Origin of the sequence: Pseudomonas sp. P179, from assembly GCF_000478485.2 — a bacterium.
Lineage (GTDB): Bacteria > Pseudomonadota > Gammaproteobacteria > Pseudomonadales > Pseudomonadaceae > Pseudomonas > Pseudomonas aeruginosa.
The window spans coordinates 581,539-607,707 of the sequence record NZ_KI517354.1 but is presented as its reverse complement, the minus strand read 5'-3'; the positions used below and the strand labels follow the sequence as shown (position 1 = coordinate 607,707).

The following is a 26,169-nucleotide window of genomic DNA, read 5'->3' as shown; positions in this document are numbered from 1 at the left end:
AGGAGCCCCCAATGAAACAACGTATCCTGATCGTCGGTGCCGGATTCGCCGGCATGTGGAGCGCGCTGAGCGCAGTGCGCCAGCTCGACCGCCAGGGCCGCGACGACGTCGAGGTCGCGGTGCTCGCGCCGCAGCCCGAGCTGCGCATCCGCCCGCGTTTCTACGAGCCTGACGTGCAGCGCATGGCGGCGCCGCTGGGCGAATTGTTCGCCGCGGTCGGCGTGCGTTTCGTGCAGGGCAGCGCGCAGCGCATCGACGTGGCCGGCAAGTGGGTGGAGTACCGCGATGCCGAGGGCACGCTGGGGCAACTGGACTACGACCGCCTGGTGCTGGCGGCCGGCAGCGGCGTGTGGCGTCCGGCGAGTGTCGTCGGCATCGACGCGGCCTTCGATGTCGACCAGTTGGAAGACGCCCTGCGCCTGGAGGCACACCTGCATGCCCTGCGCGACTTGCCGGATTCACCGGCACGCAACACCGTGGTGGTCGCCGGCGGCGGCTTCACCGGCATCGAGACCGCCACCGAGATGCCGGCGCGCCTGCGGGCGATCCTCGGCGAGAAAGCGGCGCTGCGAGTGATCGTGGTCGACCGCGGCGCCGCCATCGGCACATCGATGGGCGCGGACCTGAGCGGCTTGATCGCCGAGGCCTCGGCGGAACTGGGCGTGGAGTGGTGCCTGGGGCGTTCGGTGGCGGCGGTGGATGCCGAGGGCGTGACGCTCGACGACGGCCAGCGGATCGAGGCGAAGACCGTGGTCTGGACCGTGGGCGTGCGGGCCAGCACCCTGACCGGGCAGATTCCGGGCGAGCGCGATGCCCAGGGTCGCCTGCATGTCGACCGCAACCTCAAGGTGCTCGGTCTCGACGATGTCTACGCCACCGGCGACGTGGCCCGCGCGGCTACCGACGAGCTCGGCAACCATGCCCTGATGACCTGCCAGCACGCCATCGCCCTGGGTCGCTCGGCCGGCAATAACGTGGCCGCCGACCTGCTCGGCGTCGAGCCGATTCCCTACAGCCAGGTGAAATACGTGACCTGTCTCGATCTCGGCGGCTGGGGCGCGGTGTTCACCGAGGGCTGGGACCGCCAGGTACGGTTCGTGCGCGAGGAGGGCAAGAAGATCAAGACCGAGATCAATGGCGTGTGGATCTACCCGCCGGCGGCGGACCGCGCCGTGGCGCTGGCGGCGGCCGACCCGCTGATTCCGGTGGTGGCGTAGGGCGATTTTCCCTCACCCCAACCCTCTCCCGCAGGCGGGAGAGGATGCCGTGCAGCGTAGAGGGATGCAGCGGCGCGCGGATGCCTGGCTTCCGGTAGGGCGAATAACCGCGAAGCGGTTATCCGCCGTTGCCTCGGTTCTCTTGGGAGCGTGCGTCTTCAGCGCTGGCGTTCCACCGCCGGACGGGCGAGCAGAAGGCGCAACGAGGCCCCCAGCGTTTCGCCATGACCCAGGCCGTCGAGCGGCTGGAAGTCCAGCGTGAGCCCGGCAACCCGGCGCAGGTCATCTACCAGCCGCGCCATCGCCTGGCCCGGCTCGGCTTTCAGCGAGCCGCGCGGGCTGGCCGGTTCGGCGCTGCCGCGCCAGAGCAGGAGTTCCGCGCGCTTTCCGCGCAGGCGCTGTTCGAGCCCCGCTCGTTCGCCGAGGATCGCCCCGTCGCGCCACCACAGCGACGGGCTGGCCGCGGCGTAGCGGGCGAACTCGCCGGGACGGGTGAACAGTGCGTGGAGCACCAGCAAGCCGCCATAGGAGTGTCCCCAGAGGGTTTGTCGCGCAGTGTCCAGGGGCGCCTGCGCCGCCACGGCCGGGCGCATGCCGTCGCGCAGCAGGTCGAGGAAGGCGTCGGCGCCACCGCTGGGCAGGCCGTTGAGCGGGTCGCGCTGATCGGCCTGGCCGGGACTCGCGGGGGTGTAGTCGAAGGTACGCCCGGCGCGGTCGATGCGCAGCGGCGTGCGGTAGCCGATGGCGACCAGCAGCGGTGCGTCGCCGTCGGCCAGGCGTCTCAGGGTTGACTCGTCGAGGGCGCCGACGGCGGCGTTGCCGTCGAGCATCCAGACCACCGGGTAGCCGGCGGCGGGCGGTGCCTGCAGCGGTCGGCCGAGCCACAGCCGGTAATGCCGCTGGCCATCGACGGAATCCAGGTCCACGGCGCTGAAGCGATAGGGCAGGTCCTGGCGTTGCAGCAGGCTGCGGTCCATGGTCGCCTCGGGGTCCGGTTGCGCCAGCGGCGCGCCGCCGGGCAGGGCCGCCGCCAGGGCGAGGCCCAGGGCGGCGACGAGCAGGGAGGTTCTCATCAGGCTTTCTCGTTATGGCTCAGAACGACGCGGTCAGGCTGGTATAGAAGGTCCGTCCGGGCTCGTTGTAGGTCGCCGCGCCGGCCCCGTCGATGCCGACCACGCCCTGGGCATTGCCGGCGCGGAACAGGCGCTTGTCGAACAGGTTGTCGACGCCGGCGCCGAGGCTCAGGTTCTTGCTCAACCGATAGGTGCCGCCGAGGCCGGCGATGGCGTAGGGCGAGAGCTGGTCGTTGGCGCTGCCGGTGACACGGTCGCCGTGATAGTCGTATTTCTTCGGCTTCTGCTTGCCGTACCAGGTGACCGTGGCTTGCAGCGAGAGGTCGTCGGTGGCCTGCCAGTCGAGCATCGAGTTGAGGGTGTAGCGCGGCGTCACCGAGAGCACGTCGCCGGTTTCCTTGTTCTTCGATTGCAGCATGTAGGTGAAGTTGTTGCTCCACTTCAGGCCGTCGGCCAGGGGCAGGGTCAGGGTGCCTTCGAGGCCCTCGACCACCGCCTTGGGCACGTTCTCCCACTGGTAGATCGCCGCGTTGGCGTAGTCGCCCTTGCCGCCGCTGGCGTGGTCGACCGGTGACAGGCCGGATTCGATCTTGTTCTTGTAGTCGTTGCGGAAGTAGGTCAGCCCCGCTACCAGGCCGTCGTGGCTGTACTCGATGCCCAGTTCCTTGTTCACGCTGGTCTCGGCCTTGAGGCCGTCGTTGCCGCGCAGGTAGCAACTGGTGCTTTGCCCGTAGCAACCCTGGCCACGGCTGTAGAGCAGGTAGTCGGGGTTCAGCTGGTACAGGTTGGGGGCCTTGTAGGCGCGGGCGATACCGGCCTTCAGGGTGACCCGCTCGGTGAGCGCGTGGGACAGGTTCAGCGATGGGCTCCAGTTGTCGCCGACGATGTCGTGGTGGTCCCAGCGCAGGCCTGGGGTGAGCATGGTGCCGGGCATCAGCTCGATGTTGTCCTCGGCGAACAGCGAGAAGATCCGCGCCGAGGAACTGCTGCTGCGGTTCTTTCCGGCGAGACCGGGGATCGAGCCGCCTTCCTCGGTGTTCTGGGTGTTGGAGCTGGGGTCGTCGAGCTTCTGCTCGGTCCACTCGCTGCCGAGGGTCAGGGTCTGCTCGTAGCTCAGGTGCAGCGGCAGGTTGACCTCGCCGTGGGCGGTCAGGTCGCGCAGGGTGGCGGTGTAGAAGCCGGCGTTGTTGGGGTCGAAGATACCTTCGGTGCCGCCGGCCAGGCCTTCGTTGATCCGGCTGTTGCGGGTCTTCTCGTACTGCAGGTAGGCCAGCGAGCTGCCGAAGTCCCATTCGCCTCGATGGGTGACCGAGTAGGTCTCGCGGTACATGCGGTTGGTCTCGTGGCCGAGCATCTGCTTCACGTAGTTGTTGCTGTTGGTGTTCTGCGTGTCGCCGGTGTAGATGTTGCCCTGGCGGCTGAAGCCGGCCTCGAACTCGAGGGTCTGCTCGGGCGTCAGGCGCCAGCTGAGCAGCCCGTCGATGTCCTTGTTGCGCACGCCTTCGCGACCGGCGGGGAGGGTGCCGGCCTGCTTGCCGGTGCGGATGGATTCGTGGCCGGCGTTGATGTCCCAGTCGTCCGAGTCGGTCTTGGCGATGTTGCCGTAGACGCGGTAGCTGAGGTTTTCCGTGAGCGGCCCGTTGAGACCGAAGCTCATCCGTTCGCTGGCGCCTTCGGCCTTGTGTTGCGGGAAATTGCTGTAGACGCTGAGATTACCGTGGGTTTCCGCGCCGGCCTGCTTGGTGATGATGTTCACCACGCCGCCCGCCGCGCCGTTGCCGTAGCGCGCCGCCGCCGGGCCGCGGATCACTTCGATGCGCTCGACCTGGTCGGCCGGCACCCAGTTGGTGTCGCCGCGGCTGTCGCGCTCGCCGCGCCAGCCGTAGCGCACCGAGTTGCGCGAGCTGACCGGCTTGCCGTCGACCAGGATCAGGGTGTTCTCCGGGCCCATGCCGCGGATGTCGATCTGCCGGTTGTTTCCACGCTGGCCGCTGGAGCTGTTGCCGGTCAGGTTGACCCCCGGCATGGTCCGGATGATCTGCGACAGGTCGTTGCTCGGCGGTCGCTTGGCGATGTCCTCGGCTGTGATGATGGAAACCCCCGGCGCCTGCTTGGTTTCCTCCTGGGCGGTGGCGACCACGGTCTGCTCGCCCAGCTCGATGACGGAGCCGTCGCCCTGGCCGGCGGCGTGTACGGCGTTGGCGAGCAGGCAACTGGACAGCAGCAGGAAGGGAACGGCGGGAAGGGCGCGTGAGGACATCGGTGATCTCCGGGCAATGCAGCGAAATGCAAGAGATCACAAATGATATTGATTGTTATTTGAGAGTAAAGCGCATTAACTTTCTAAACACTTCGCCCTCAGGCGGCCGCCGGCAGCCACAGGTGCAGGCACAATCCGGGCTTGCCGTTGCTGGCCCAGAGCCGGCCGCCCTGTAGCTCGATGGCGCGCCGGGCGATCGCCAGGCCGAGGCCGAAACCTTCGCCGGCGCTATCGTCCAGGCGCTGGTAGGGGAGGAAGATGCGTTCCAACTGGTCTTCCGCCACGCCAGGGCCCTGGTCCTGCAGGCGCAGGTGCCAGAAGTCGCCCTCGCGCTCGCCGTCGAGGCTGACCGTGCCGTCCTCGGGCGAGTGACGGATGGCGTTGCGCAGGAGGTTTTCCATGGCCTGGGCCAGGCTGTCCAGGTGTACCTCGACGCGACAGTCGACGCCCAAGCGGCAGGGTAGCCGCGCCGGGTCCCAGCCGCTTTCGAAACAGGCGTCATCGCGCAGCGCTTCCCACACCGACAGCGCCAGCACCGGCTCGGTGGGCAGTTGCGGGCGCTCGGTGTCCATCCAGGCGAGGTCGAGGGTGTCTTCCAGCAGTCGTTGCATGTCGCCGATTTCGCGATCCAGGCGCTGGCGCAACTGCTCCGGCGGTAGCTCGCTGTCGTGGGCGATGCGCAGGCGCGCCAGCGGCGTGCGCAGTTCGTGGGACAGGGTGCGCAGCAGCAGGCGCTGCTGGGCGAGACTCAGGCGCAGGCGCTCGGCCATGTGCTCCAGGGCCTGGGCCAGCTCGCCGAGTTCGTCGCGGCGGGCCGCCAGCGGTGCGGCGAGGGGAGTGCTTTCCAGTTCGTCGGCGCGCAGGGCGTCGGCGCGATCGCGCAAGCGGTTCAGCGGCACCACCAGGTGGCGATAGAGCAGCAGGCCGAGCAGGGCGGCCAGCAAGGTCGGGACTATGCCGTGGGTGACCAGGTGGGTCCAGGGGGTCAGTCCGCCGGGCAGCAGGCGCTCCGGTAACTGGATTACCAGCCGGCCCTGCTCGGGATGTCCGGGGAACTCGATGCTGACGTACGGCAGTTCGTCCTGCAGGCGCCGGCTCATCGGCCAGTCGAGCTTGCGCATGAAGGTCAGGTGGCTCGACTCCTCGGCGCTTAGCGGCGTGCTGCCGAGGCTTTCCAGGTGCGGTCCGACCAGCGCCACCCAGGTATCTTCCTTCGCCGACAGTTCCTTGCGGAAGCGTTCGGCGCCCGCGGCGCCCTCTCTGCGCCAGGCATCCTCCGCCTGCCGCGCGTAATCCGCCAGGTAGTGGCGGTCGGCCGGGGCGAGGAAGTAGGTGCTGCGCTCCACCGACAGGCCCCAGGTGTAGATCAGCCAGGTCAGCAGCAGGCAGAAGCCGACCTGCAGCAGCGCCAGTTTCCATAACAGCGGGTGCCTGCGCATCAGGGGTGTTCCGTCTCCACCAGCAGGTAGCCCTGGCCGCGCACCGCCTGGATCTGCAGGTGACGGACGGCGACCACGGCGAGCTTGCGCCGCAGGTTGCAGACGTGCACGTCGAGACCGCGGTCGAGGCGCGTGTAGCTGCGGTGCAGCACGCTCCGGTAGAGGAACGGCTTGCTCAGCGCCTCGCCAGCGTGTTCGCGGAGCGTCGCCAGGAGGCGGTACTCGGATGGCGTCAGCCCCGCCGGAAGGCCCTGGTGGAGCACATCCTGGGCCTGGTCGTCGAACACCAGCCGGGTATCCCGCCGCTGCGCCGACGGTAGGCGGTCCAGTCGTACGCGGCGCAGCAGGGCGTCGGTGCGGGCATCCAGCTCGGCCAGGCTGAACGGCTTCGGCAGGTAGTCGTCGGCGCCGCGGGTGAAGCCGCTGATGCGATCCTGTTCGGCGCCCAGGGCCGACATCAGCATCACCGGCGTGGCCTGCTCGCGGCGCAGCGACTCCAGCAGGGCCAGGCCGTCGAGGCCGGGCAGCATGATGTCCAGCAACACCAGGTCGAACGCTTCGCGCCCGGCGGCTTCCAGTCCGTGCGAGCCATCGCCGCAGACGGTTACGCGGAAGCCGCGCCGGCGGAAATGCGCGTCGAGATCCTCGCGTAGGCGCGGGTCGTCTTCGACCAGCAGCAGGCGGGGAGATGGGATTGAAATATGAGAATGATTCACGTTCGTGAATATCTCATTTTTGCCGGGTATCGGGCAATGGGCCAATGCGCCGCAGCGTGCTCGGAGCGGAAATACTTTTCGACAAAGCCGTCGTTGCTTCGGCTTTGGTTCTGGCTTAGGGTCGGCGGGTCCGCAGGAGGCGGGCAGGAGTGTCGTGGCTATTGGCCAGCCTTTCGCGACGGCACTGGGTTGTACGATCATCTGGCGCGCTGCTGGCGCGTTGTTCGGGCCGCCCGCCGCAGGTGACTATCAAGGAAGATTCCCCCATGCTGTTCTCCCAACACACCCGCCTGGTACACGTGGACTCCCCGCTGGGACCCGAGGTCCTGCAACTGCAACGGCTGGAGGGTCGCGAAGAGCTGGGCCGGCTGTTCAGCCACGAGCTCGAACTGGTCTCGAGCAATCCCGCCTTGCCTCTGGATGCCCTGTTGGGCAAGCCGATGAGCCTCGCGCTGGAACTCCCCGGCGGCAGCCGGCGGTATTTCCACGGCATCGTCGCGCGCTGTAGCCAGGGCGCCGGCGCCGGCCAGTTCGCCAGCTACCAGGTCACCCTGCGGCCCTGGCTGTGGCTGCTGACGCGCACCTCCGACTGCCGCATCTTCCAGAACCAGAAGGTCCCGGACATCATCAAGCAGGTGTTCCGCGACCTTGGCTTCTCCGACTTCGAGGACGCCCTGAGCCGCTCCTACCGCGAGTGGGAATACTGTGTGCAATACCGCGAGACCAGCTTCGATTTCGTCAGCCGGCTGATGGAGCAGGAAGGCATTTACTACTGGTTCCGCCACGAAAAGAAGCGCCACATCCTGGTGCTCTCCGATGCCTACGGCGCGCACCACAGCCCGGCCGGCTACACCAGCGTGCCCTATTACCCGCCGAGCCTCGGCCACCGCGAGCGCGACCACTTCTTCGACTGGCACATGGCGCGCGAGGTCCAGCCCGGCTCGCTGAGCCTCAACGACTACGACTTCCAGCGTCCCGGCACCCGCCTGGAAGTGCGCTCCAATGTCGGGCGCGCCCATGCCGCGGCCGACTACCCGCTCTACGACTACCCTGGCGAGTATGTGCAGAGTCAGGACGGCGAACACTATGCACGGACCCGCATCGAGGCGATCCAGACCCAGTACGAGCGAGTTCGCCTGCGGGGATGCGCCAGGGGTATCGGGGCGGGCCATCTGTTCCACCTGAGCAACTACCCGCGCCTGGACCAGAACCGCGAATACCTGGTGGTTGGCGCCGAGTACCGGGTAGTCCAGGAGCTCTACGAGACCGGTAATGGCGGGGGCGGCGCGCAGTTCGAGAGCGAGCTGGACTGTATCGACGCCGGCCAGGCTTTCCGCCCCTTGCCGTCGACCCCGGTGCCGGTGGTGCGTGGCCCGCAGACCGCGGTGGTGGTCGGGCCCAAGGGCGAGGAGATCTGGACCGACCAGTATGGCCGGGTCAAGGTGCATTTCCACTGGGACCGCCACGACCAGTCCAACGAGAACAGCTCCTGCTGGATGCGCGTCTCGCAGGCCTGGGCCGGGAAGAACTGGGGCTCGATCCAGATCCCGCGGATCGGCCAGGAAGTGATCGTCAGCTTCCTCGAAGGCGACCCGGACCGGCCGATCATCACCGGGCGGGTCTACAACGCCGAGCAGACGGTGCCCTACGAGCTGCCGGCGAACGCTACCCAGAGCGGCACCAAGAGCCGTTCGAGCAAGGGCGGCACGCCGGCCAACTTCAACGAGATCCGCATGGAGGACAAGAAGGGCGCCGAGCAGTTGTTCATCCATGCCGAGAGGAACCAGGACATCGAGGTCGAGAACGACGAGACCCACTGGGTCGGCCACGACCGGACCAAGACCATCGACCACGACGAGACGGTGCATGTGAAGCACGATCGCACCGAGACCGTGGACAACAACGAGACCATCACCGTGCATGCCAACCGCAGCAAGACGGTCGACCGCAACGAGACGGTCAGGATCGGCATGAACAAGACGGAAACCATCCTCATGGCCTCGTTGCAGAACGTCGGCATGGGGCGCATGGAAAACGTCGGGCTCGGCTACAGCCTGAACGTCGGCATGATGATGAACACCGTGGTCGGGCTGAACCAGAGCACCCAGGTGATGAAGAAGAAGACCTTGTCGGTGGGCGATAGCTACGAAGTGAGCGTGGGCGGCAGCGACGATGGCTCTAAGATCACCCTGGACGGTCAGAGCATCACCCTCGGCAGCCAGCGCATCGAGCTGACCGCCGACCGCGAGATCCTCTTGCGCTGCGGCCAGAGCACGATCCGCCTGACGCCGGGGGAGATCGAGATCCTCTCGCCCAATGTCGATATCAACTGTTGAGCGGCGGGCGGATGTCCTGTCGCGGCTTTTCCCAAGGAAGGATGGATAGATGAGCGGCCTACCGGTTTCCCATGTCGGCGAGAAAGTCTCGGGAGGGGTTATCTCCACCGGCTCGCCCACCGTGCACGTCGGCAGCAGCGCGGTCGGCCTGGCCGACCGGGTGTCCGCCTGCGTGCCGTTGGTGGGCAAGCCGGTCAACCCGATGCTCGGCAGCAAGCTGCTGCCGGAAGAGGTCGATTTCGCCCTGGCGGCGCCGGACACCTTCACCTTCGCCCGTGGCTACCTGTCGAGCAACCCCCGTATCGGCCGGCTCGGCCGGGGCTGGTGGCTGCCGGGCGAGAGCATGCACCTGGAACTGAGCGAAGACGCCTGCGTGCTGGTCGACGCCCAGGGCCGCCGGATCGGCTTTCCTGCGCTGGCTCCCGGCGCCCAGCATTATTCCGGCAGCGAGGAGCTGTGGCTGCGCCGCGGCGGTTCGAGCGGCGGCGAAGCGCAGGCCTGGCGCGGGCGCTGGGCGGCGGTGCCGGCCGAACTGCAGACGCAGGAGGGCTCCGTGCTGGTGCTGTCCGGCCACAGCTACCTGCATTTCCAGCGCTGCCCCGACGGTATCTGGCGCCTGCAGGCCAGCTTCGGCCGCGCCGGCTACCGCACCGAGTTCCGCTGGAGCGGACGTGGCCTGCTCACCGGCGTGCGCGACAGCGCCGGGCGCAGCTATGCGCTGGTCTACCAGCAAGCCTGCGAGCCGAGCGAGGGCGACGACGGCCTGCGTCTGTTCGGCGTGATCCTGGCCAGCCACGACGGACCGCCTCCGGACTACATCGATCCGCAGAGCCCGGGGCTCGACTGGCTGGTGCGCTACCAGTTCAGCGACAGCGGCGATCTGATCGCCGTGCGCGACCGTCTTGGCCAGGTGGTCCGGGTATTCGCCTGGCGCGAGCACATGCTGGTCGCCCACGGCGAACCGGGCGGGCTGGAGGTTCGCTACGAGTGGGATGTCCATGCTCCGCACGGGCGGGTCGTGAAGCAGATCGAGGCGGGCGGCCTGACCCGTACCTTCCGCTACCTGCGCGATGCCACCGAGGTCAGCGACAGCCTCGGCCGCGTCGAACGCTACGAGTTCGCCGGCGAGGGCGGGCAGCGGCGCTGGACCGCGCTGGTCAGGGCCGACGGCAGCCGTAGCGAGTTCGACTACGACCTGTTCGGCCGCCTGGTCGCCATGCGCGATCCGCTGGGACGGGAGACGCGGCGCCGGCGCGATGGCCAGGGGCGGATGCTCGAGGAGGAGTCGCCGGGCAAGGCGCGCTATCGCAAGCGCGTCGACGAAGAGACCGGGCTGCTGGTCGAGCTGGAGGACGCGATGCAGCGCCGCTGGACCTTCGAGCGCGACGAACGGGGCAATGCGACGACGGTGCGCGGCCCGGCTGGCAGCACCCGCTACGCCTACGAAGACCCGCGCCTGCCCGACCGGCCGACGCGAATCGTCGACCCGCGCGGCGGCGAGCGGCGCCTGGAGTGGAACCGCTTCGGCCTGTTGGCCGCGTTGACCGATTGTTCCGGCCAGGTCTGGCGTTACGACTACGACAACGAAGGACGTTTGGTCGCCAGCAGCGACCCGCTGGGACAACTGACCCGGCGCCGCTACGACCCGCTGGGGCAACTGATCGGCCTGGAATTGGCCGACGGCAGCGCCCTGAGCTATGAATACGACGCCCTTGGGCGGCAGACCCGTATCGCCGATGCCGAGGGGCACGCCACGCTGTTTTCCTGGGGGCACGGCGATCTGCTGGCGCGGGTTTCCGACGCCGGCGGCGGCGAATTGTCCTACCTGCACGACGAAGCCGGCAGGCTGGTCGCCCTGACCAACGAGAACGGCGTCCAGGCGCAGTTCCGCTACGACCTGCTGGACCGTCTGGTGGAAGAGACCGGCTTCGACGGTCGTCGCCAACGCTATCGCTACAACGCCGCTGACGAACTGATCGCCCGCGAGGATGCCGACGGTCGCGAGACCACCTATGCCTACGACCGCGACGGCCGCCTGGCGAGCATCCGGGTTCCCGCCACCGAGCACGCACCGGCCCTGGTCGAGCGTTACCGCTGGTTGGCCGACGGCCGCCTGGCCAGCGCCGGCGGGGCGGATTGCGAGGTGCGCTACACGTACGACGAGGTCGGTAACCTGCGCCTGGAAAGCCAGGTACATGCCGACGGTTGGGTCTACAGCGTCGAGCACAGCCACGACGCGCTAGGCGTGCGCCAGACCAGCCGCTACGGCGACGCGCCGCCGGTCGCCTGGCTGACCTATGGCCCGGGTCATCTGCACGGCGCGCTGGTCGGTGCGGTCGAGCTGGCCTTCGAGCGCGATGCCCTGCACCGTGAGGTGCGTCGCGACGCCCGCCGCGACGGGCAGGATGACGCGTTGTTCACCCAGGAGCGCCAGCACGCGCCGCTGGGACGCCTGCAGCGCAGCCGCCTGCGTCTGGCCGGCGGTTTCGACTGGCAGCGCGGCTATCGCTACGACGGACTTGGACAACTGGTCGGCATCGACGACAACCAGTATCCGTCGGTGCGCTACGAATACGACCTCGGCGGTCGCCTGCTGGCCAGCCGGCGCGCTGGCGCGGCGGCCAGCACCTACCGCTACGACGCCGCCGGCAACCGCCTGGAGGGCGTCGGCGAGTACGCGCGCGAGGACGCTCGCCAGGCATTCGCCGAGAACGAACTGTACCGCTCCGGTTTCAGTCGCTCCGAGGCGCGCGCGAACCAGGCCGGCGAAGGCCCGGCGCGCTGGGCCGGCAACCGCGTGGAGAGGATCGCCGGCAACCGCTATCGCTTCGATGCGCTGGGCAACCTGGTCGAGCGTATCGGCGCCGACGGCGAGCGCCTGCGCCTGGCCTACGACGGCGCGCAGCGCCTGGTCCATCTGACGCGCGATTACGCCGACGGCACGCGGCTGGAGGCGCGCTACCGCTACGACGCGCTGTCGCGACGGATCGCCAAGGTGGTGCTGCGCGACGGTGTCGAGCAGCAGGTGCGCTTCGGCTGGGACGGCGATCGCCAATGCGCCGAAGCCTTTGCGCGGGAACTGCGCACCACCGTTCACGAACCGGGCGGTTTCGTCCCGTTGCTGCGCCTGGAGCAGGCCTGCGAGCCCGATCCCCCGGAGCTGCTGCAACTGCGCCAGGCGTTCGCCGCCGAAGGCCAGCCGCTGCCGGCGCAATGCGTGCCGGCGCTGGGCGAGGCGCGGATCGCTTTCTTCCACACCGATCACCTCGGTACCCCCCTGCAGCTGAGCGACGAACGTGGCCAACTGCGTTGGCAGGGCGTTCCGGACGACTGGCGGGCGGTAGCGCCGGAACGACAGCCGGGTGCGCAGCCGATCCGCTTCCAGGGGCAGTACCACGATGAGGAAAGCGGCCTCTACTACAACCGCTACCGTTACTACCTGCCGGAAGCCGGGCGCTATGCCAGCCAGGACCCGCTCGGCCTGGGCGGTGGCCCCAACCCCTATGCCTACGCGCTGAACGCGCCCACGCTGGCCTACGATCCCACCGGCCTGATCATCCCGCTGGTGGTGATCGGCGCCTTCGCCGCCCGCGCCGCGATCGGAGCGGCGCTGGGCGCCGGCATCGAGCTGGGGATGCAGACCGGCAAGCAGGTGCTGGGGCAGATGAAGGACAATTGGGACAGCGATCGCGACCTCACCGATATCAAGTGGAAGTGCATCGACATCAACTGGAAACACGTCGGCGCCTCGGCGGCCATCGGCACCGTGGCGCCGGGCATGCTCAGCACCGGCAAGACCGTGGTGCAGTCCGCCAAGGCGATCAGGACCCTTTCCGGACAGGCGGCCAACACCGCCAACCGCGCGGCCAAGCTGGCCGCGCGCAAGGCCGCCCATGCCGATACCATCAAGAAGGCCGTGGCCACCCAGGCCGCCTGGCAGACGGGCAAGCAGATCGTCAAATGCCCGCTGAAGGACGAAGAAGAGGAGTGCCCGCCGCAATGATCAAGCATTACCTGCTGATGACCCTCGTCTGCATACCGCTGGCGTTGCTCTATGTCTGCCTGGAATGGTTCTTCGGCAACACCTGGGTGACCGTCGGGGTGTTCTTCGGCGTGCTCGTCGTGCTGCGCCTCGGGCTCTACCTCTACCGCCGCTCGAAGGGCATCAGGGACGGCTACCTGGACGAGTGAGGCCGACCCGGCATCGCGGAGCATCGACCCATGCAGGGCCTCTTCGTCAATGGCTCCGCCAGTCTTCCGCCGCCGATGCTGTCGCGCAGGCGCTGCTGGCGGCGTTCGCCTGGTAACCTGGCGACCTGCCTGTCTTCTTTGCCAAGGTCCGAGGAGCCGACCATGCACGACCTGCCTACCTACGACGATGTGATCGCCGCCGCCGCGCGGATCGCCGGGCATGCCAACCGCACGCCGGTGATGTCCTCGCGTACCCTCGACGAAGAACTCGGCGCGGAAGTCTTCTTCAAATGCGAAAACCTGCAGCGCATGGGAGCGTTCAAGTTCCGCGGCGCCTTCAACGCGCTGTCGCGGTTTTCCGCCGAGCAGCGTGCCGCCGGAGTGGTGGCGTTCTCCTCCGGCAACCACGCCCAGGCCATCGCCCTCTCGGCGCGCTTGCTGGGGATCCCGGCGACCATCGTGATGCCGGCCGACGCGCCGGCGGTGAAGATCGAGGCGACCCGTGGCTACGGCGGGCAGGTAGTGCTCTATGACCGCTATACGGAAGATCGCGAGCAGATCGGCCGCGACCTGGCGCAGCGCCATGGCCTGACCCTGATCCCGCCCTACGATCACCCCGACGTGCTGGCCGGGCAGGGCACCGCGGCCAAGGAACTGTTCGAAGAAGTCGGTCCGCTGGACGCCTTCTTCGCGCCCCTCGGCGGCGGCGGCTTGCTCTCCGGCTGCGCCCTGGCGATCCGCGCGCTGGCGCCGGCCTGCCGGATCTACGGGGTGGAGCCGGAGGCCGGCAACGATGGCCAGCGTTCGCTGCGCAGCGGCGCCATCGTGCATATCGATACGCCGCAGACCCTCGCCGATGGCGCCCAGACCCAGCATTTGGGCAATCTCACCTTCCCGCTGATCCAGCGCAACGTCGATGACATCCTCACCGCCAGCGACGCCGAACTGGTGGATGGCATGCGCTTCCTCGCCGCGCGGATGAAGCTGCTGGTCGAGCCCACCGGTTGCCTCGGCCTGGCCGCCGCCCGCCAGCGCAAGGACGAATTGCGCGGCAAGCGGGTCGGGATCCTGCTCAGCGGCGGTAACGTCGACCTGGCGCGTTTCTGCGCCTTGCTCGGCGGCTAGCCGGCCGCTAGAGGCCGAGTCCTTCGCTGGCTGCCCAGCGCGCCATCAGGCGGTTCGACGGCAGGCTTTCGTCGAGCAGCTTGCGCGCGCTTTCCACCCCCGCGACCGGCAGGCCCTGCGGGTCGAGCAGGCCGATCTGCACCAGCACGCCGGCCTGGTCCCAATAGATGTGCTCGTGGTAAAGGCGGTCGCCGCGAAAGCGCACCACGCCGAGCATGGGGATTTCCACGAAGCGCCCGGTGGGTGGGACGCCGGGCAGCAGCCAGTCGATCTCGCAGCTGTGGGTGAAGCGCATGACGAACTCGTCGACCACCTGCAGCGCCCCCACCGTCCGCGAAATCGGCGTGAGGGTCATGTCCGGCGGGTTGCCGTGGATGAAGTGATGGCGGTAGAAGCGGCTCAGTTCGCGCTGGCCGACGCCGCCGGTGAGGGTCGGGACATGGTTGACGTAGGGCTCGGCGACCATGGTCGCCATGGTCGCGGCGACGTCGCGGGTATCGAACTCGTGGCGCACATGCTCGTCCCACAGCGCGGAGAGGTCGAAGTTCGGCCCAATCTCCCGCTTCAGGGCGGCGATGCTGCGTTCGTGAGCCATCAGGTAGGCCGGTTTGTCGAAGTGCATGCCGCCGACGCGGGCGAAGGCGTGATCGACGCCGGGGTAGAGGTACAACTCGGTCTTGGGCAGGTTGCACAGGCAGGGCAGGATCGCGTCGCGGGCCTGCTGCGGGCAGTAGGCGTCCTGTTCGGCGAAATGCAGCACCAGCCGGCCCTTGATCTGTTTCGCCTCGTCGAGCAGCGCCTCGATGCCCATGCCGTAGTAGCCCACCGAGCAGGAGACGTCGGTGCGCGTCGCGGCGAGGTAGGCCAGCTTGCCGCCCATGCAGAAGCCGACGAAGCCGATCCCGGCGTGGACCACCTCCTCGCGTTGGCGCAGGTGCTCGATACAGGCGGCGATGTCGTCCACCGCGGCGTCCAGGTCGATGCGCTGGAACAGCTCGATGGCCTTGGCGAAGGCCGCTTCGTCGTAGCCCAGGTCGACCCCCGGCTGCAGCCGCCAGAACAGGTCGGGGACCAGGGCCACGTAGCCCTCTTCGGCGTACAGGTCGGCCACCGCGCGCATGTTCGCGTTGACGCCGAAGATTTCCTGACCGATCACCACGCCCGGCCCCTTGCCGCTGGCGGGGAGCGCGAGATACGCGTCGAACCGGCCGCTGCCGTCGGACGCGGCGATGCTGACGTACTGTCCCATGCCTGGATTCCTCATCGGGTTGTTGTTGGAGTGGGAAAACGGGAAAGCGAAGCGAACCAGCCTAGTAGGAACCGGTCGGCGGGTCATTGGCTATCCGCATGCTGGCGGGAGGGTATCCGGATTGTCCGGGAGCGAGGGGCGGGAGGCGGCGCGCTCCTCGGCGAGCCGCTCGCGGATACCGCTCAGGCCCGCTGGCGCTGCCAGGGCGGGCCAGCGGCGAACCGCGCTTCCACCCATTGGCGGAACGCGCTGGCCGCCGCCGTGGCGTAGCGCGCCGAGGGGCGCACCAGGTAGACGCCGGCGTCGGCGTCCAGTTGCCACTCCGGCAGCACCCGTACCAGCCTGCCGGCTTCGAGGTCGCGGCTCATCAGCCACTCGCCGGCGGCGAAGATGCCCAGGCCCTGGCGTGCGGCGCAGAGCAGGGCTTCGTTGTCGTTGCTGACCATCGAGCCGCGTACCCGCACGGGCTGCTGTTCGTCCTGGCGGGTCAGCTTCCATTCCGGGTACGAGTGCAGTCCGCTGAAGCCGAGGCAGTTGTGTGCCGCCAGGTCGGCCGGGATACGCGGTACCCCATGCCGCTCCAGGTAGTCGGGAGCGGCACCGAGGATGCGCCGATGGGCGCACAGCCGCCTGGCCACCAGGCGGCTGTCGGCCAGTTCGCCGACCCGGATCGCGAGGTCGAAGCCTTCCGCGATGATGTCGACGAAGCGCTCCGAATAGTCGGTTTCCAGCACCACCTGCGGATGCGCCAGGGCGAACTCCGCCAGCAGCGGACCGAGCCAGAGCCGGCCCATCGCCGACGGCAGGGCGATGCGCAGGCGTCCGCGCAGTTGCGCGGCGCCCAGGCTGGCTTCGTGCTCGGCCTCGTCGAGCAGGTCGACGGCCTGGCGGAAGCGGCTCGCCAGGCGCTCGCCTTCATCGGTGAAGCGCAGTTGCCGGGTGGTGCGTTCGACCAGGCGGATGCCGAGGCGACGCTCCAGTGCGCCGAGCCGCTTCGAGAGCACCGAGGGATGTCGCTGCAGGGCGCGGCCGGCGGCGGCGAACGAACCGTGCTCGGCCAGGGCCAGGAGCGTGGCGACTTCATCGGCCTGCCGGCTGTCGAACGGTTGCATGCATGCGCCTCTTGCGGGTGGGTCAGGGCAAGAGTACCAGCGCGCCTTGCGAGCGTCCCTCCAGCAGATCGGTATGCGCCACGGCCGCCTCGGCCAGCGGGTAGCGCCGCCAGACCCGGGGCTGGATGACACCGTCTGCATGGGCGCGCAGCACAGCCTGCGCGCGTAGCCGGTATTCCTCCGGGTTGGCGGTGTGGGCGGCGAGCGAGGGACGGGTGAGGAACAGCGAACCCTTGGCGTTGAGGGTGGCGACTTCGACGGCTGGCGGCACGCCGGAGGTAGCGCCGAAGGACACCAGCAGGCCGCGCGGACGCAAGCTGTTCAGGGATGCCTCGAAGGTAGCGCGACCGATGGGGTCGTAGACCACATCGACCTTGCGCCCGGCGGTCAGCTCGGCGACCTGGGCGGCGAGACTGGCCGCGTCGAACACCAGCACCTCGTCGCAGCCGGCAGCCCTGGCCCGCTCGACGCTTTCCGCCTTCGACACCACGCCGATCACCCAGGCGCCCAGGTGCCGGGCCCAGGCCGCCATCAACTGGCCGACGGCGCCCGCCGCGCCGTACAGCAGGATGCGTGTGCCGGGCCCGACGGGGTAGGTGGCGTGCAGCAGGTAGTGCGCGGTGATGCCCTTGAACAGCAGCGCCGCCGCGTCCTCGAAAGCGAGTGTGTCGGGCAGCTTCAGCAAGCGCTCGGCGGGGTAGAGCCGGGCGCTGGCATAGGCGCCCAGCGGGCCGGTGGCATAGGCGACGCGGTCGCCCGGCGCCAGTCCGGAGACTCCCGGACCCAGCGCGGCGACCACTCCGGCGCCTTCCAGGCCGAGGCCGGACGGCAGCGGAATCGGTACCGCTCCCGAGCGCTGGCCGAGGTCCAGCGGATTGACGCCGATGGCGGCCTGCTCCAGCCAGACCTCGCCGGGGCCCGGTTGCTGCGCCTGGACTTGCTCCAGGCGCAGGACCTCGGGGCCTCCGTTTGCGTTGAGGGTGATGCGACTGGGCATGGCGGTCTCCTTGGCTGCGTTCGTCGTTCCGGCAGTCTAATGAAGCATCCGGGGATGACCAGGTAGGTTCTTTGCAGTTGATTGCTGCACCGCATGCAGTAGTGAGACGGTGCTCCAAGGTGACCGAAAGTCGTGTTTCCGTATCGACAGGATTCGCCTAGTGTAAGGCGGCAGCCTGGACGGCCATGGTCCCTGTGGTCGCCGGGATCATTTCGGGAGAGTCCCATGACGGCACCTTTCAAGGATCATTTCTCCACGGGTTCGGCGAACTACGCCGCACATCGTCCGACCTACCCGGCGCGGTTGGTCGACGAGCTGGCCGCGCTCTGCCCCGGCACCCGCCTGGCCCTGGACTGCGGCTGCGGCACCGGACAGCTCACGGTGCTGTTGGCCGAGCGTTTCGAACGGGTGGTCGGTACCGACGCCAGCGCCGCGCAGATCGACAAGGCGCAGGCGCGCGAGCGGGTCGAGTATCGCGTGGCCCTGGCCGAGGACAGCGGACTGGCGGCGGCCAGCGCCGACCTGGTGACGGTCGCCCAGGCCGCCCACTGGCTGGACCTGCCGCGCTTCTACGAGGAAGTCCGGCGTGTGGCCCGCGCGGACGCCATCCTGGCCCTGGTTACCTATGGCGTATTGCATGTCGACGGACCCATGGAACCGCTGGTCCAGCACTTCTACCACCAGGTCGTCGGCCCCTACTGGCCTGCCGAGCGGCGCCACGTGGAGGAGGGCTACCGCAGTCTGCCGTTCCCCTTCGAGGAGCGTCGCCTGCCGGACCTGGCCATCGAGGTGGCCTGGACCCTGGACGAACTGCTGGGCTATGTCGGTACCTGGTCGGCGGTGAAGGAGGCCGGCAAGGCCCTTGGCCAGGATCCGGGCGCCGCGTTCGTCGATGAGCTGCGCGAAGCCTGGGGCGACCCGCAGACGCGCTATCGGGTCAGTTGGCCGCTGACGGTGCGCGCCGGGGTGATCCGCTGAGCCATCGGACGCAATCCGAAACTCAACCATGACGGCGGGGAGAGCGCCGATCGCGTCCGCCTGCCGTCTACGCAGGTCGCTGCAACCCCTTGGCAGCCGCGGCGTCGCTTGAGCGCGGGCACAGGGGGCAGGTGGTGCGCCGAGTCGTATTCGTCGAACTCGCCATGCCGCCCCAGGCCGGGTCGGCGTGCAGGTTGCCAGTTCCTGGCGTACGGGGCGCTCAGTGCGTGCTTTCGTTTCACTGAGCGAGGTTTTCCAGCGCTATGAAGAAATCGCCCCGATTGCAGGATGAGTCTTGCTTTCGTCCCGGTTTCCCTGCCGCTGGCTGCTGAATCGAGGGTGCACTCCGCGCAGTCCGGCCCCTCACCTTGAGAGCCGTTGCCATTGTCGGGGTTACCCACGTGCTTTCCAGCAGGTACGGAGCCGATGGGAGATCGAGTTGGCGAGAGTGCCGGCTTGCTCCGGCCTTCTGAAGGCTCTTCTTGAATCAGAAAAACCTTACGCCAGAAGTAGTGGGGGCTGATGGCCCCGCTCGCTTCGATCCTTCATGGTTAGCGGGTTCTGTTCTTCTTCGCCGTGGAGAGTTTTTCTGTGAGTGGTTCCCTCTTGGTACCGGCCAGTCTCGCCAGTCGCATCAGGCTCCTGCTGGTCATGACCCGGCGCGAGGTCGAACTGCGTTATCGCGACGCCATGTTGGGCCGCATCTGGATCATCGTCTCGCCGTTCCTGCTCTTGCTGATCTATACGTTTGTCTTCGGCTTCGTGCTGAAGTCGCGCTGGGGTGGAAGCCAGAGCACGCTCTCCTTCGCCTTGACCCTGTTTTCCGGACTCCTGCTGAACGGGATCCTCGCTGAAAGCCTGTCCAGGGCCCCGACTATCATCCAGGCCAACGCCAACTACGTGAAGAAGCTGGTTTTTCCCCTGGAGATACTCCCCCTCACACCGCTGCTGGCCGCTTTCTTCAACGCCATGCTCGGCTACCTGGTGCTCTGTATCTTTCTTCTCTTCAGCGGCGTCGAGCCAGGCTGGCAACTGGTTCTGCTACCGCTTGCCCTGCTCCCCTTCCTGCTCTGCGTGACGGGGCTGGCGTGGTTCCTCGCGGGACTCGGGGTCTATGTTCGCGACATAGGGCAGTTCGTCCAGTTTCTCCTGGTGCTTCTGCTATTCATCAGCCCGGTGTTCTATCCGCTGTCTTCCTTGCCGCCGGTAATGCAGCCCTACCTGTACCTCAATCCGCTGACGATCCCGGTGGAAATGGTCAGGGCGATCCTTTTCGATGCTCCCTATCCGACCCTTGGGGTCTTCAGCGTTTATTGCGTTGCGTCTCTGCTGGTCTGTTCATCGGGCTTCCTCTGGTTCCGTCGGGTTCAGGAAGGTTTTGCAGATGTCCTCTGAGGCCGTTTCCCCGGGCCCGCAGATGACGGCCGAGTGGATACCGCTGGGGCAGCGTTTGCTCGAACGCGGGTTGGTGAGCGGCCAGGAACTCGAGCGGGCGCTCGACCTGCAACGCCGGCTTGGCGGCCGTCTGGGAGGCATTCTCGTGCGTTCCGGAGCCATCTCGGAAAATACCCTCATGCAGGTGCTGGCGGAGCAACTGCGGTTGCCGCTGGTGGGGGACGACCTGCGGAAGCCGAGCGAAGAGTCCATCGCCGCATTCCTGCTCAGTACCCCGATCAATACCGACTGGTTCGTCGAAGAGCAACTGGTGGTCTGGGAGGAGGGCGAGCAACTGCTGTTCGCGGCGCGTGATCCGTTATCTCCTTCGATACGCGAAACCCTGGGCTATTTCTATCCGGAGCGCTCGATTCAAGCAGTGCTGTGCCGCTCCCAGGATCTGGACGGCTGGTTGGAGCACTCCCTGGACCTGGCCCGGCAAGGTGCGGATCGGCACGCCTACGGCAGCGAAGACATCCGTTACCTGCGGGAGTTGGCGGAGGAGGCGCCGGTAGTCGAACTCGTCAACAACGTGATGAGCCAGGCCATGGAAAAGCGTTCTTCGGATATTCACATCGAACCCCGGGAGTTCGACTTCCGTATCCGCTTCCGCGTCGACGGCGTCCTGCACGACCAACTGAGCCTTCCCCGCGAGCGATTCGCGGCGGTCGTCTCGCGGATCAAGCTGATCTCCGCCATCGACATCGCGGAGCGACGGTTGCCGCAGGATGGACGCATGAGCATCCGGGTCAGCGGTACGGAGCTCGACGTGCGGGTCTCCACCTTGCCAGGGGTGCATGGCGAATCGGTGGTCATGCGCCTGTTGCCGAAGGAGCGCGAGGGGTTGCGCCTGGACCGGCTCGGGATGCTCCCGGACCACTTGCGGAGGATGCGTGCATGGGTAGCGGAACCCCACGGCATCATCCTGGTGACCGGCCCCACCGGATCGGGCAAGTCCACCACGCTCTATGGCGCGCTGGAGGAAATCAATGATGGCGTGCGCAAGCTCATCAGCGTGGAAGATCCCGTGGAATACCAGGTGCCCAATATCACCCAGGTCCAGGTCCATGCCGACATCGGCCTGACCTTCGCTGCCGCCTTGCGCTCGATCCTGCGGCAGGATCCCGATGTGATCATGATCGGGGAGATACGCGACCTGGAGACGGCGGAGATCGCCGTACAGTCCTCGCTCACCGGTCACCTGGTGCTTTCGACCCTGCATACCAACGATGCGGTGAGCGCCTTCACGCGTTTGATCGACATGGGCGTGGAACCCTTCCTGGTGGCTTCGCCGGTGCGCGGTGTCCAGGCCCAGCGACTGGTGCGCAGGTTGTGCGCCCACTGCGCGGAACCTTGCGAGCCAACCCTTGCTGCGGCCGATCTGGCAGCGACCCAGGCGGCCACCGCGCGGCTGTTCCCGGGGCAGGCAGCGCAATGGCGCGTGGCGCGAGGCTGCGGCCGCTGCGAAGGTACCGGCTACAGCGGCCGTGTGGGCATCTACGAACTCGTCGATCTGTCTTCCGAGATGCGCGACCTGATCGTGCAGAGGGCTTCCCTCGAACAGATGCATCGGCTTGCCGCCAGCCAGGGACAGCGCAATCTGCGTGAAGATGGCTTGATCAAGGCCTGGTTGGGTATGACCAGTCTTGACGAGGTGCATCGCGTGACCAGCGGCTAAGCCCATGAATTTCATCTACCAGGCCGTCGATCGCAAGGGCAGGCGCGTTCGTGGTGAACTCTGCCTCCCCACGCGCCAGGATGCGCTGCGGCAGTTGCAGCGCCAGGGGCTCACCCCGCTCAGCCTGGAGGTGAAACGCCGCAACCTAGGCTCGCGACGTCGGCTCAAGGCCGAGGAATTGAACATGGCCATCCACGAGCTGGCCACCATGCTCGCGGCGGGAGTGAGCATGGCCGACGCGGTGGAGGCTCAGGAGCGAGGCGCGCGCCACCCGAAGTTGATTACCGCCCTGCAGGCGATGGCCAATGGTCTGCGCCAGGGGCAATCCTTTCCCGTGGTGCTGGAGAGCGCCGGCCTCGACTTGCCGCGCTATGTATATCAACTGGTGGCGGCCGGCGAGATGACCGGAAACCTCGCAGGAGCCTTGAGGGACTGTGCCACGCAGATGGAATACGAACGGCGAACCCGCGCCGAGTTGCAAGGGGCGCTGATCTACCCTGCGATTCTGGTGCTCAGCGGGGTGCTCGCCGTGGCGACCCTGTTCGTCTTCGTCGTTCCGAAATTCGCCAATCTCCTGAACGAGACTGCCCAGCTCCCGTGGCTTGCCTGGGCAGTGCTGAGCATCGGGGTATGGAGCAACGAGAGTTCCGGCTTGCTGGCGTTCGCCGTCCTGCTGCTTGCTGGCGGCATCGCCGTGGCGCTGCGCAATCCGGCGCTCCGCGCCCATGCGCTCGACCAGTTGGTGCGCCTGCCCGTAGTCGGGGAATGGTTGATGCAGGCGGAAATAGCGCAATGGTCGAAGGTGCTTGGAACCCTGCTGGGAAATCGTGTGCCGCTGGTGGAGGCCCTGCTGCTTTCCGCCGCTGGCGTCCGCATTGCCCGGCAGCGCCGGACCCTGGAGCGAGTCACCCAGGATGTGCGGGCCGGCATCGCCTTGTCGGCAGCGTTGGAGGAGCGCCAGGCGGTCACGTCCATCGGTTCGAGCCTGGTGCGGGTTGGAGAGGCCTCCGGGCAGCTCGCGGAGATGCTGCAGAGCCTGGCGACGCTCTATGGAGAGGCCGGGCAGGCGCGAATGAAAAAGGCCCTGGTACTGATCGAGCCTTTGGCGATCCTGCTGATCGGCTCTGTGTTCGGCCTGATCATTACCGGCGTGGTACTGGCGATTACCAGCGCCAACGACATGGTGCTTTGAATGCCGGGTATCGATGCCGCGGCTGGTTGGATGAGACGTGAAGTGGAAACCGTATGAACAGAGCTGCACAACAGGGCTTCACCCTGCTCGAGATGATTGTGGTGTTGGTGATTATCGGCATGCTGATGGGGCTCGTCGGGCCGCGACTGTTCAATCAGGCCGACAAGGCGAAGGCGCAGACGGCGGATACCCAGGTGAAGATGCTCAAGGGCGCGTTGCTCACCATGCGCCTGGACATCGGCCGGCTGCCGACCGAAGAAGAAGGCCTGGCGCTACTCAACACGCCGCCTTCCGATGAACGTCTCGGGGCCTTCTGGCACGGGCCCTACCTCGAGGGCGGCGTACCGCTGGACCCCTGGAACCGGCCTTACCTGTACAGCGACAGGCCGAGTGCCGAACAACCCTTCACTCTCTACAGCCAGGGCGCGGATGGGCAGCCCGGTGGGAAAGGCCTGGATGCCGATGTCGGTTACGCGCCCAAACGTTGACCAGGCCGCGTTCACCTTGCTCGAACTGCTGGTGGTGCTGGTGATCGTCGGGGCCATTGCTGCGGTGGCGTTGCCCGGCCTGGTGAGGATGCAGGAGACCTGGGCGCGCAGGACCGCGCTGGACGATCTGTTCAATCAATTGCAGACCTTGGGCTATCGCGTGCGCAGCGATGGGCGGGAGCTGCTCATTGGTGAGAGCGGGGCGGTTCCCGAGCAGTTGCTGCGACTGCCCGATGGCTGGACGGTTACTGCTCGGCCGCCGATACGTTACATGGCAAACGGAGTTTGCCTGGGCGGAAAGTTGCAGGTCCATCATGGGCGCGCGACACATACGCTGCTGCTTCAGCCACCCCTCTGCGCGCCCGGGACGATCCGCTGATGCCGGCGCGGCAGGAAGGCTTCACGCTCCTGGAGGCGGTGGTTGCGCTGACGCTCCTGGCAGTGGTCGGCGGTGCGCTATTCGCCTGGCTCAACAGTGCCTTTCGGAGCATGCAGCGGGTCGAGGCGGCCGAGCTGCGCATCGAGACGGCCCGGGTGGCGATGGCCTATCTGGAGCGCATGAACCCTGCGCTCGAACCCGCAGGCAGGGCCCGGCTGGGGCATTACCGGCTGGAGTGGCGAAGTTCGCCGCTGTCCGCGTCGAAAGCGGCGGTGGGCCGCCATAGCGGCAGTCCGGGCATCTACGACGTGACCTTGTTCAGGGTCGTCGCCAGCATCCGGGCCGGCGATGGAACGCCGCAGACGCTGCAACTGGAGCTTCCCGGGTACGTGGTCATCCCAGCGCGACTGGGTGATGGACCATGATCCGCTCGCGACGAAAACAGGGTGCATTCACCCTGCTCGAGATGATCGTGGTGCTGCTGGTCGTTTCCTTCATCGGCACGTTGCTCATGCAAGGGTTGAGCTATGCCAGCAAGGCCAACCAGTCCTTGCACCAGAGCCTGGGGCGCGGACAGGTCCGGGCGCTGACCTTCGATTGGTTCCGTGATGCGGTGGAGAACCTGGTCGCTCCCGAGGCTGGCGAGGTCCGCTGGCGTCTGCGAGGGGACGAACTCAGTTTCGAGGCCATGTCTGCCGCGGCCCTGGATCGCCGTGCGGGCATCCCGACGCCCTTGGCCTTCCGGCTTGAGCGGCGGGCAGGAGAGGACCGGACCGAGTTGATCTATGTGCGAAGGCTGGAGGACAGTCGCTGGCCCCTCCTGCATCTGCGCGGCGAAGCTCGCTTCCGCTATCTGGACGGTCACGGCCAGTGGCACCGGGACTGGCCGCCGAGCGCGCAACTGGCCGATACCCTTCCCGAGGCGATGGCACTGGCGGCTCCCGAGGAGCGCCTGTTTGTCCTTGTCGCGGTCGCACTGCCCAGAGCGAGGCCCGCCGAACATGATTTCTGATGGCGCACGCCGACATGCGGCGTCTGCCCGCTCGTCTGGCTTCGTTCTGGTCGGAGTGGTCTGGTTCCTGGCCATCATGACCCTGCTGGCCAGTGCCGCTGTACTCTGGGTCGGGCGCTCGCTGGATGCCACGGAAAACCGGCGCAAGGTGCTGCTTCGTGAGCTGGAGGAGCATGCCTTGCTGGCGCGGGTCCAATGGCTGGTGGCTACCCAGCGCTATACCGTCGCGGGCCTGAGCGTACCGGGAAATGCTGGCGCCGCGCCGAGCAAGGTGGACATGGACACTTCGATCCTGCCCATTGGCGGGGAGCTGCCTCTGGATGGCCGGGAGTTCTGCATGGCCAATGGCTGGTGCGTTGCGCTGCTCGATCGCTCTGCGCGCCTCAGTCTTTCCGGCATCGATCCGCGGGTACTGTCCAGGCTGCTGGCGGGGTTGGGGGTTCCCGCCGAGCAGGTGCAGGTCATGGTCGCCCAATGGTTCAGCTATCTCTATCCCGGCGCCGCTCCACGACTGGGTAGTGCCGCGCAAGCCAGCGACAGGTCCTCTCCGGGCCAGGCCCGGCGCCGTCCGTTGCGCTCGGTGATGGAAGTCTTCCGGCTGGAGGCCTGGCGCCCCTGGGAAGCGCATTTGCTCGACGCCGGTTGGCGCGATCTGGTTGCGGCGGACGAGGCGGCGCTGAACATCAACACTGCGGATGCCCGAATCCTGTCTCTTGCCTGGGGACTACCGGAGGACGCTGTCGGCCGACTGCTGCAAGCCCGCTGGCAGCGTCCGTTCACCCGGATGTCGGACCTGCATGACATCCTCGGGGGTCATGCGAGGCTGGTTCCCGAGGATGGATGGGCGCGCCTGGCCAGTCCGGTCCTGTCGATTCGGCTCTACCCGCCAGGAGCCGAGCAGGGGACGGAATACGAGGTCCGCTTCAACTCAGAGCACCGCCTGCTGCCACCCTGGCAGCTTCTCTCGAAGAGGTCCGTGAAGATAAATGATCGCTACTCGAATCCTCCGCTGCATCCCGATATCGCCCCCGGGGTTCTTGCCGCCCCGCTTGTGGCAAGGCCGTGGTAAGGATGGCCGGGCGCAGCTTGAGTGGGTACGTAGAGGTACAGGGTTGGCGCGGCGCGCCCCAGCGCAGTGGATCGTGGATCGGGCGTGGTGTGTCTATCGCTGTCTCGATCTCAATCATGTGCCGCGCTCTGACCGGTATCAGGCACTGGCGTTGAAGCTTGCCGCCCTGGCGCCTTTTCGCCGCGCGGGCCATTACGTAGCCTGGCGGGGTGGCCATGCTCTGG

21 protein-coding genes are annotated in these 26,169 nt (G+C 67.4%); 14 read left to right on the top strand and 7 right to left on the bottom strand.

What is annotated here, in order from left to right; translation table 11 throughout:
• Positions 1–11: 11 nt before the first annotated feature.
• Positions 12–1,217 (top strand): NAD(P)/FAD-dependent oxidoreductase, encoded by a 1,206-nt coding sequence (locus tag HMPREF1224_RS15325; protein WP_010793090.1) that lies wholly within the window; start codon positions 12–14, stop codon positions 1,215–1,217.
• A gap of 158 nt (positions 1,218–1,375) precedes the next feature.
• On the opposite strand, the gene pfeE is transcribed toward HMPREF1224_RS15325, so the two are convergent.
• From pfeE to HMPREF1224_RS15305, 4 genes are all read right to left on the bottom strand, one after another.
• Positions 1,376–2,290 (bottom strand): ferric enterobactin esterase PfeE, encoded by a 915-nt coding sequence (pfeE, locus tag HMPREF1224_RS15320; RefSeq protein WP_003090549.1) that lies wholly within the window; start codon positions 2,288–2,290, stop codon positions 1,376–1,378.
• A 19-nt stretch (positions 2,291–2,309) separates the two neighbouring features.
• Entirely contained in the window at positions 2,310–4,550 is a 2,241-nt protein-coding gene (gene pfeA / locus HMPREF1224_RS15315) for a siderophore enterobactin receptor PfeA (protein WP_010793089.1), read from the bottom strand.
• Positions 4,551–4,648: 98 nt separating this feature from the next.
• Positions 4,649–5,989: a two-component system sensor histidine kinase PfeS gene (pfeS, locus tag HMPREF1224_RS15310; RefSeq protein ID WP_003113403.1), complete on the bottom strand. Its 1,341-nt coding sequence runs from the start codon at positions 5,987–5,989 to the stop codon at positions 4,649–4,651.
• Positions 5,989–6,705, bottom strand: coding sequence for a response regulator transcription factor (locus HMPREF1224_RS15305; protein WP_010793088.1), 717 nt, complete (start codon positions 6,703–6,705; stop codon positions 5,989–5,991). Before HMPREF1224_RS15305 ends, pfeS begins: the two co-directional genes overlap by 1 nt.
• Before the next feature lie 266 nt (positions 6,706–6,971).
• On the opposite strand from HMPREF1224_RS15305, the gene tssI reads away from it, so the two are divergent.
• The 4 genes from tssI to HMPREF1224_RS15285 all read left to right on the top strand — a co-directional run bounded on the left by tssI (position 6,972) and on the right by HMPREF1224_RS15285 (position 14,357).
• Positions 6,972–9,041 (top strand): type VI secretion system tip protein TssI/VgrG, encoded by a 2,070-nt coding sequence (tssI, locus tag HMPREF1224_RS15300; RefSeq protein WP_003158481.1) that lies wholly within the window; start codon positions 6,972–6,974, stop codon positions 9,039–9,041.
• Between the two features lie 49 nt (positions 9,042–9,090).
• The gene (gene tse5 / locus HMPREF1224_RS15295; protein WP_010793087.1) at positions 9,091–13,044 is read left to right on the top strand and encodes a type VI secretion system effector Tse5; all 3,954 of its coding nucleotides are present in this window, start codon (positions 9,091–9,093) and stop codon (positions 13,042–13,044) included.
• On the top strand, positions 13,041–13,232 hold the full coding sequence (locus HMPREF1224_RS15290; RefSeq protein WP_003090543.1) for a hypothetical protein: 192 nt from the start codon (positions 13,041–13,043) through the stop codon (positions 13,230–13,232). Before tse5 ends, HMPREF1224_RS15290 begins: the two co-directional genes overlap by 4 nt.
• Before the next feature lie 162 nt (positions 13,233–13,394).
• Positions 13,395–14,357: a threo-3-hydroxy-L-aspartate ammonia-lyase gene (locus tag HMPREF1224_RS15285; protein WP_003090528.1), complete on the top strand. Its 963-nt coding sequence runs from the start codon at positions 13,395–13,397 to the stop codon at positions 14,355–14,357.
• Between the two features lie 7 nt (positions 14,358–14,364).
• Here the strand turns inward: HMPREF1224_RS15285 and HMPREF1224_RS15280 are convergent, their stop codons facing one another.
• The 3 genes from HMPREF1224_RS15280 to HMPREF1224_RS15270 form a co-directional block, all read right to left on the bottom strand.
• The gene (locus HMPREF1224_RS15280; protein WP_010793086.1) at positions 14,365–15,606 is read right to left on the bottom strand and encodes a dienelactone hydrolase family protein; all 1,242 of its coding nucleotides are present in this window, start codon (positions 15,604–15,606) and stop codon (positions 14,365–14,367) included.
• A gap of 182 nt (positions 15,607–15,788) precedes the next feature.
• Positions 15,789–16,718, bottom strand: a complete 930-nt coding sequence (locus HMPREF1224_RS15275; RefSeq protein WP_003160458.1) for a LysR family transcriptional regulator — start codon at positions 16,716–16,718, stop codon at positions 15,789–15,791.
• A 22-nt stretch (positions 16,719–16,740) separates the two neighbouring features.
• Positions 16,741–17,715 carry a quinone oxidoreductase family protein gene (locus HMPREF1224_RS15270; RefSeq protein WP_003097735.1) on the bottom strand — a complete coding sequence of 325 codons (975 nt, stop codon included), beginning with the start codon at positions 17,713–17,715 and terminating at the stop codon, positions 16,741–16,743.
• 225 nt (positions 17,716–17,940) lie between these two features.
• Here HMPREF1224_RS15270 and HMPREF1224_RS15265 point away from each other — a divergent pair, with 225 nt between their 5' ends.
• The 9 genes from HMPREF1224_RS15265 (at position 17,941) to HMPREF1224_RS15225 (ending at position 25,945) form a co-directional block, all read left to right on the top strand.
• Positions 17,941–18,693, top strand: a complete 753-nt coding sequence (locus tag HMPREF1224_RS15265) for a class I SAM-dependent methyltransferase (RefSeq protein WP_010793085.1) — start codon at positions 17,941–17,943, stop codon at positions 18,691–18,693.
• A gap of 591 nt (positions 18,694–19,284) precedes the next feature.
• Complete coding sequence (locus tag HMPREF1224_RS15260) at positions 19,285–20,088, top strand: ABC transporter permease (RefSeq protein ID WP_003097732.1); 804 nt, start codon at positions 19,285–19,287, stop codon at positions 20,086–20,088.
• Positions 20,078–21,805 (top strand): GspE/PulE family protein, encoded by a 1,728-nt coding sequence (locus tag HMPREF1224_RS15255; RefSeq protein WP_003122595.1) that lies wholly within the window; start codon positions 20,078–20,080, stop codon positions 21,803–21,805. Before HMPREF1224_RS15260 ends, HMPREF1224_RS15255 begins: the two co-directional genes overlap by 11 nt.
• 4 nt (positions 21,806–21,809) lie before the next feature.
• Positions 21,810–22,997: a type II secretion system F family protein gene (locus tag HMPREF1224_RS15250; protein ID WP_003097729.1), complete on the top strand. Its 1,188-nt coding sequence runs from the start codon at positions 21,810–21,812 to the stop codon at positions 22,995–22,997.
• A gap of 53 nt (positions 22,998–23,050) precedes the next feature.
• Complete coding sequence (gspG, locus tag HMPREF1224_RS15245) at positions 23,051–23,485, top strand: type II secretion system major pseudopilin GspG (RefSeq protein ID WP_003110089.1); 435 nt, start codon at positions 23,051–23,053, stop codon at positions 23,483–23,485.
• Positions 23,454–23,864, top strand: coding sequence for a prepilin-type N-terminal cleavage/methylation domain-containing protein (locus HMPREF1224_RS15240; protein ID WP_003097723.1), 411 nt, complete (start codon positions 23,454–23,456; stop codon positions 23,862–23,864). Before gspG ends, HMPREF1224_RS15240 begins: the two co-directional genes overlap by 32 nt.
• Positions 23,864–24,289: a PulJ/GspJ family protein gene (locus HMPREF1224_RS15235; protein WP_003116709.1), complete on the top strand. Its 426-nt coding sequence runs from the start codon at positions 23,864–23,866 to the stop codon at positions 24,287–24,289. Before HMPREF1224_RS15240 ends, HMPREF1224_RS15235 begins: the two co-directional genes overlap by 1 nt.
• Positions 24,286–24,876, top strand: coding sequence for a PulJ/GspJ family protein (locus HMPREF1224_RS15230; protein WP_003097720.1), 591 nt, complete (start codon positions 24,286–24,288; stop codon positions 24,874–24,876). The genes HMPREF1224_RS15235 and HMPREF1224_RS15230 overlap by 4 nt, the downstream gene beginning before the upstream one ends.
• Positions 24,866–25,945 (top strand): type II secretion system minor pseudopilin, encoded by a 1,080-nt coding sequence (locus tag HMPREF1224_RS15225; RefSeq protein ID WP_003097718.1) that lies wholly within the window; start codon positions 24,866–24,868, stop codon positions 25,943–25,945. Before HMPREF1224_RS15230 ends, HMPREF1224_RS15225 begins: the two co-directional genes overlap by 11 nt.
• Positions 25,946–26,169: the final 224 nt, after the last annotated feature.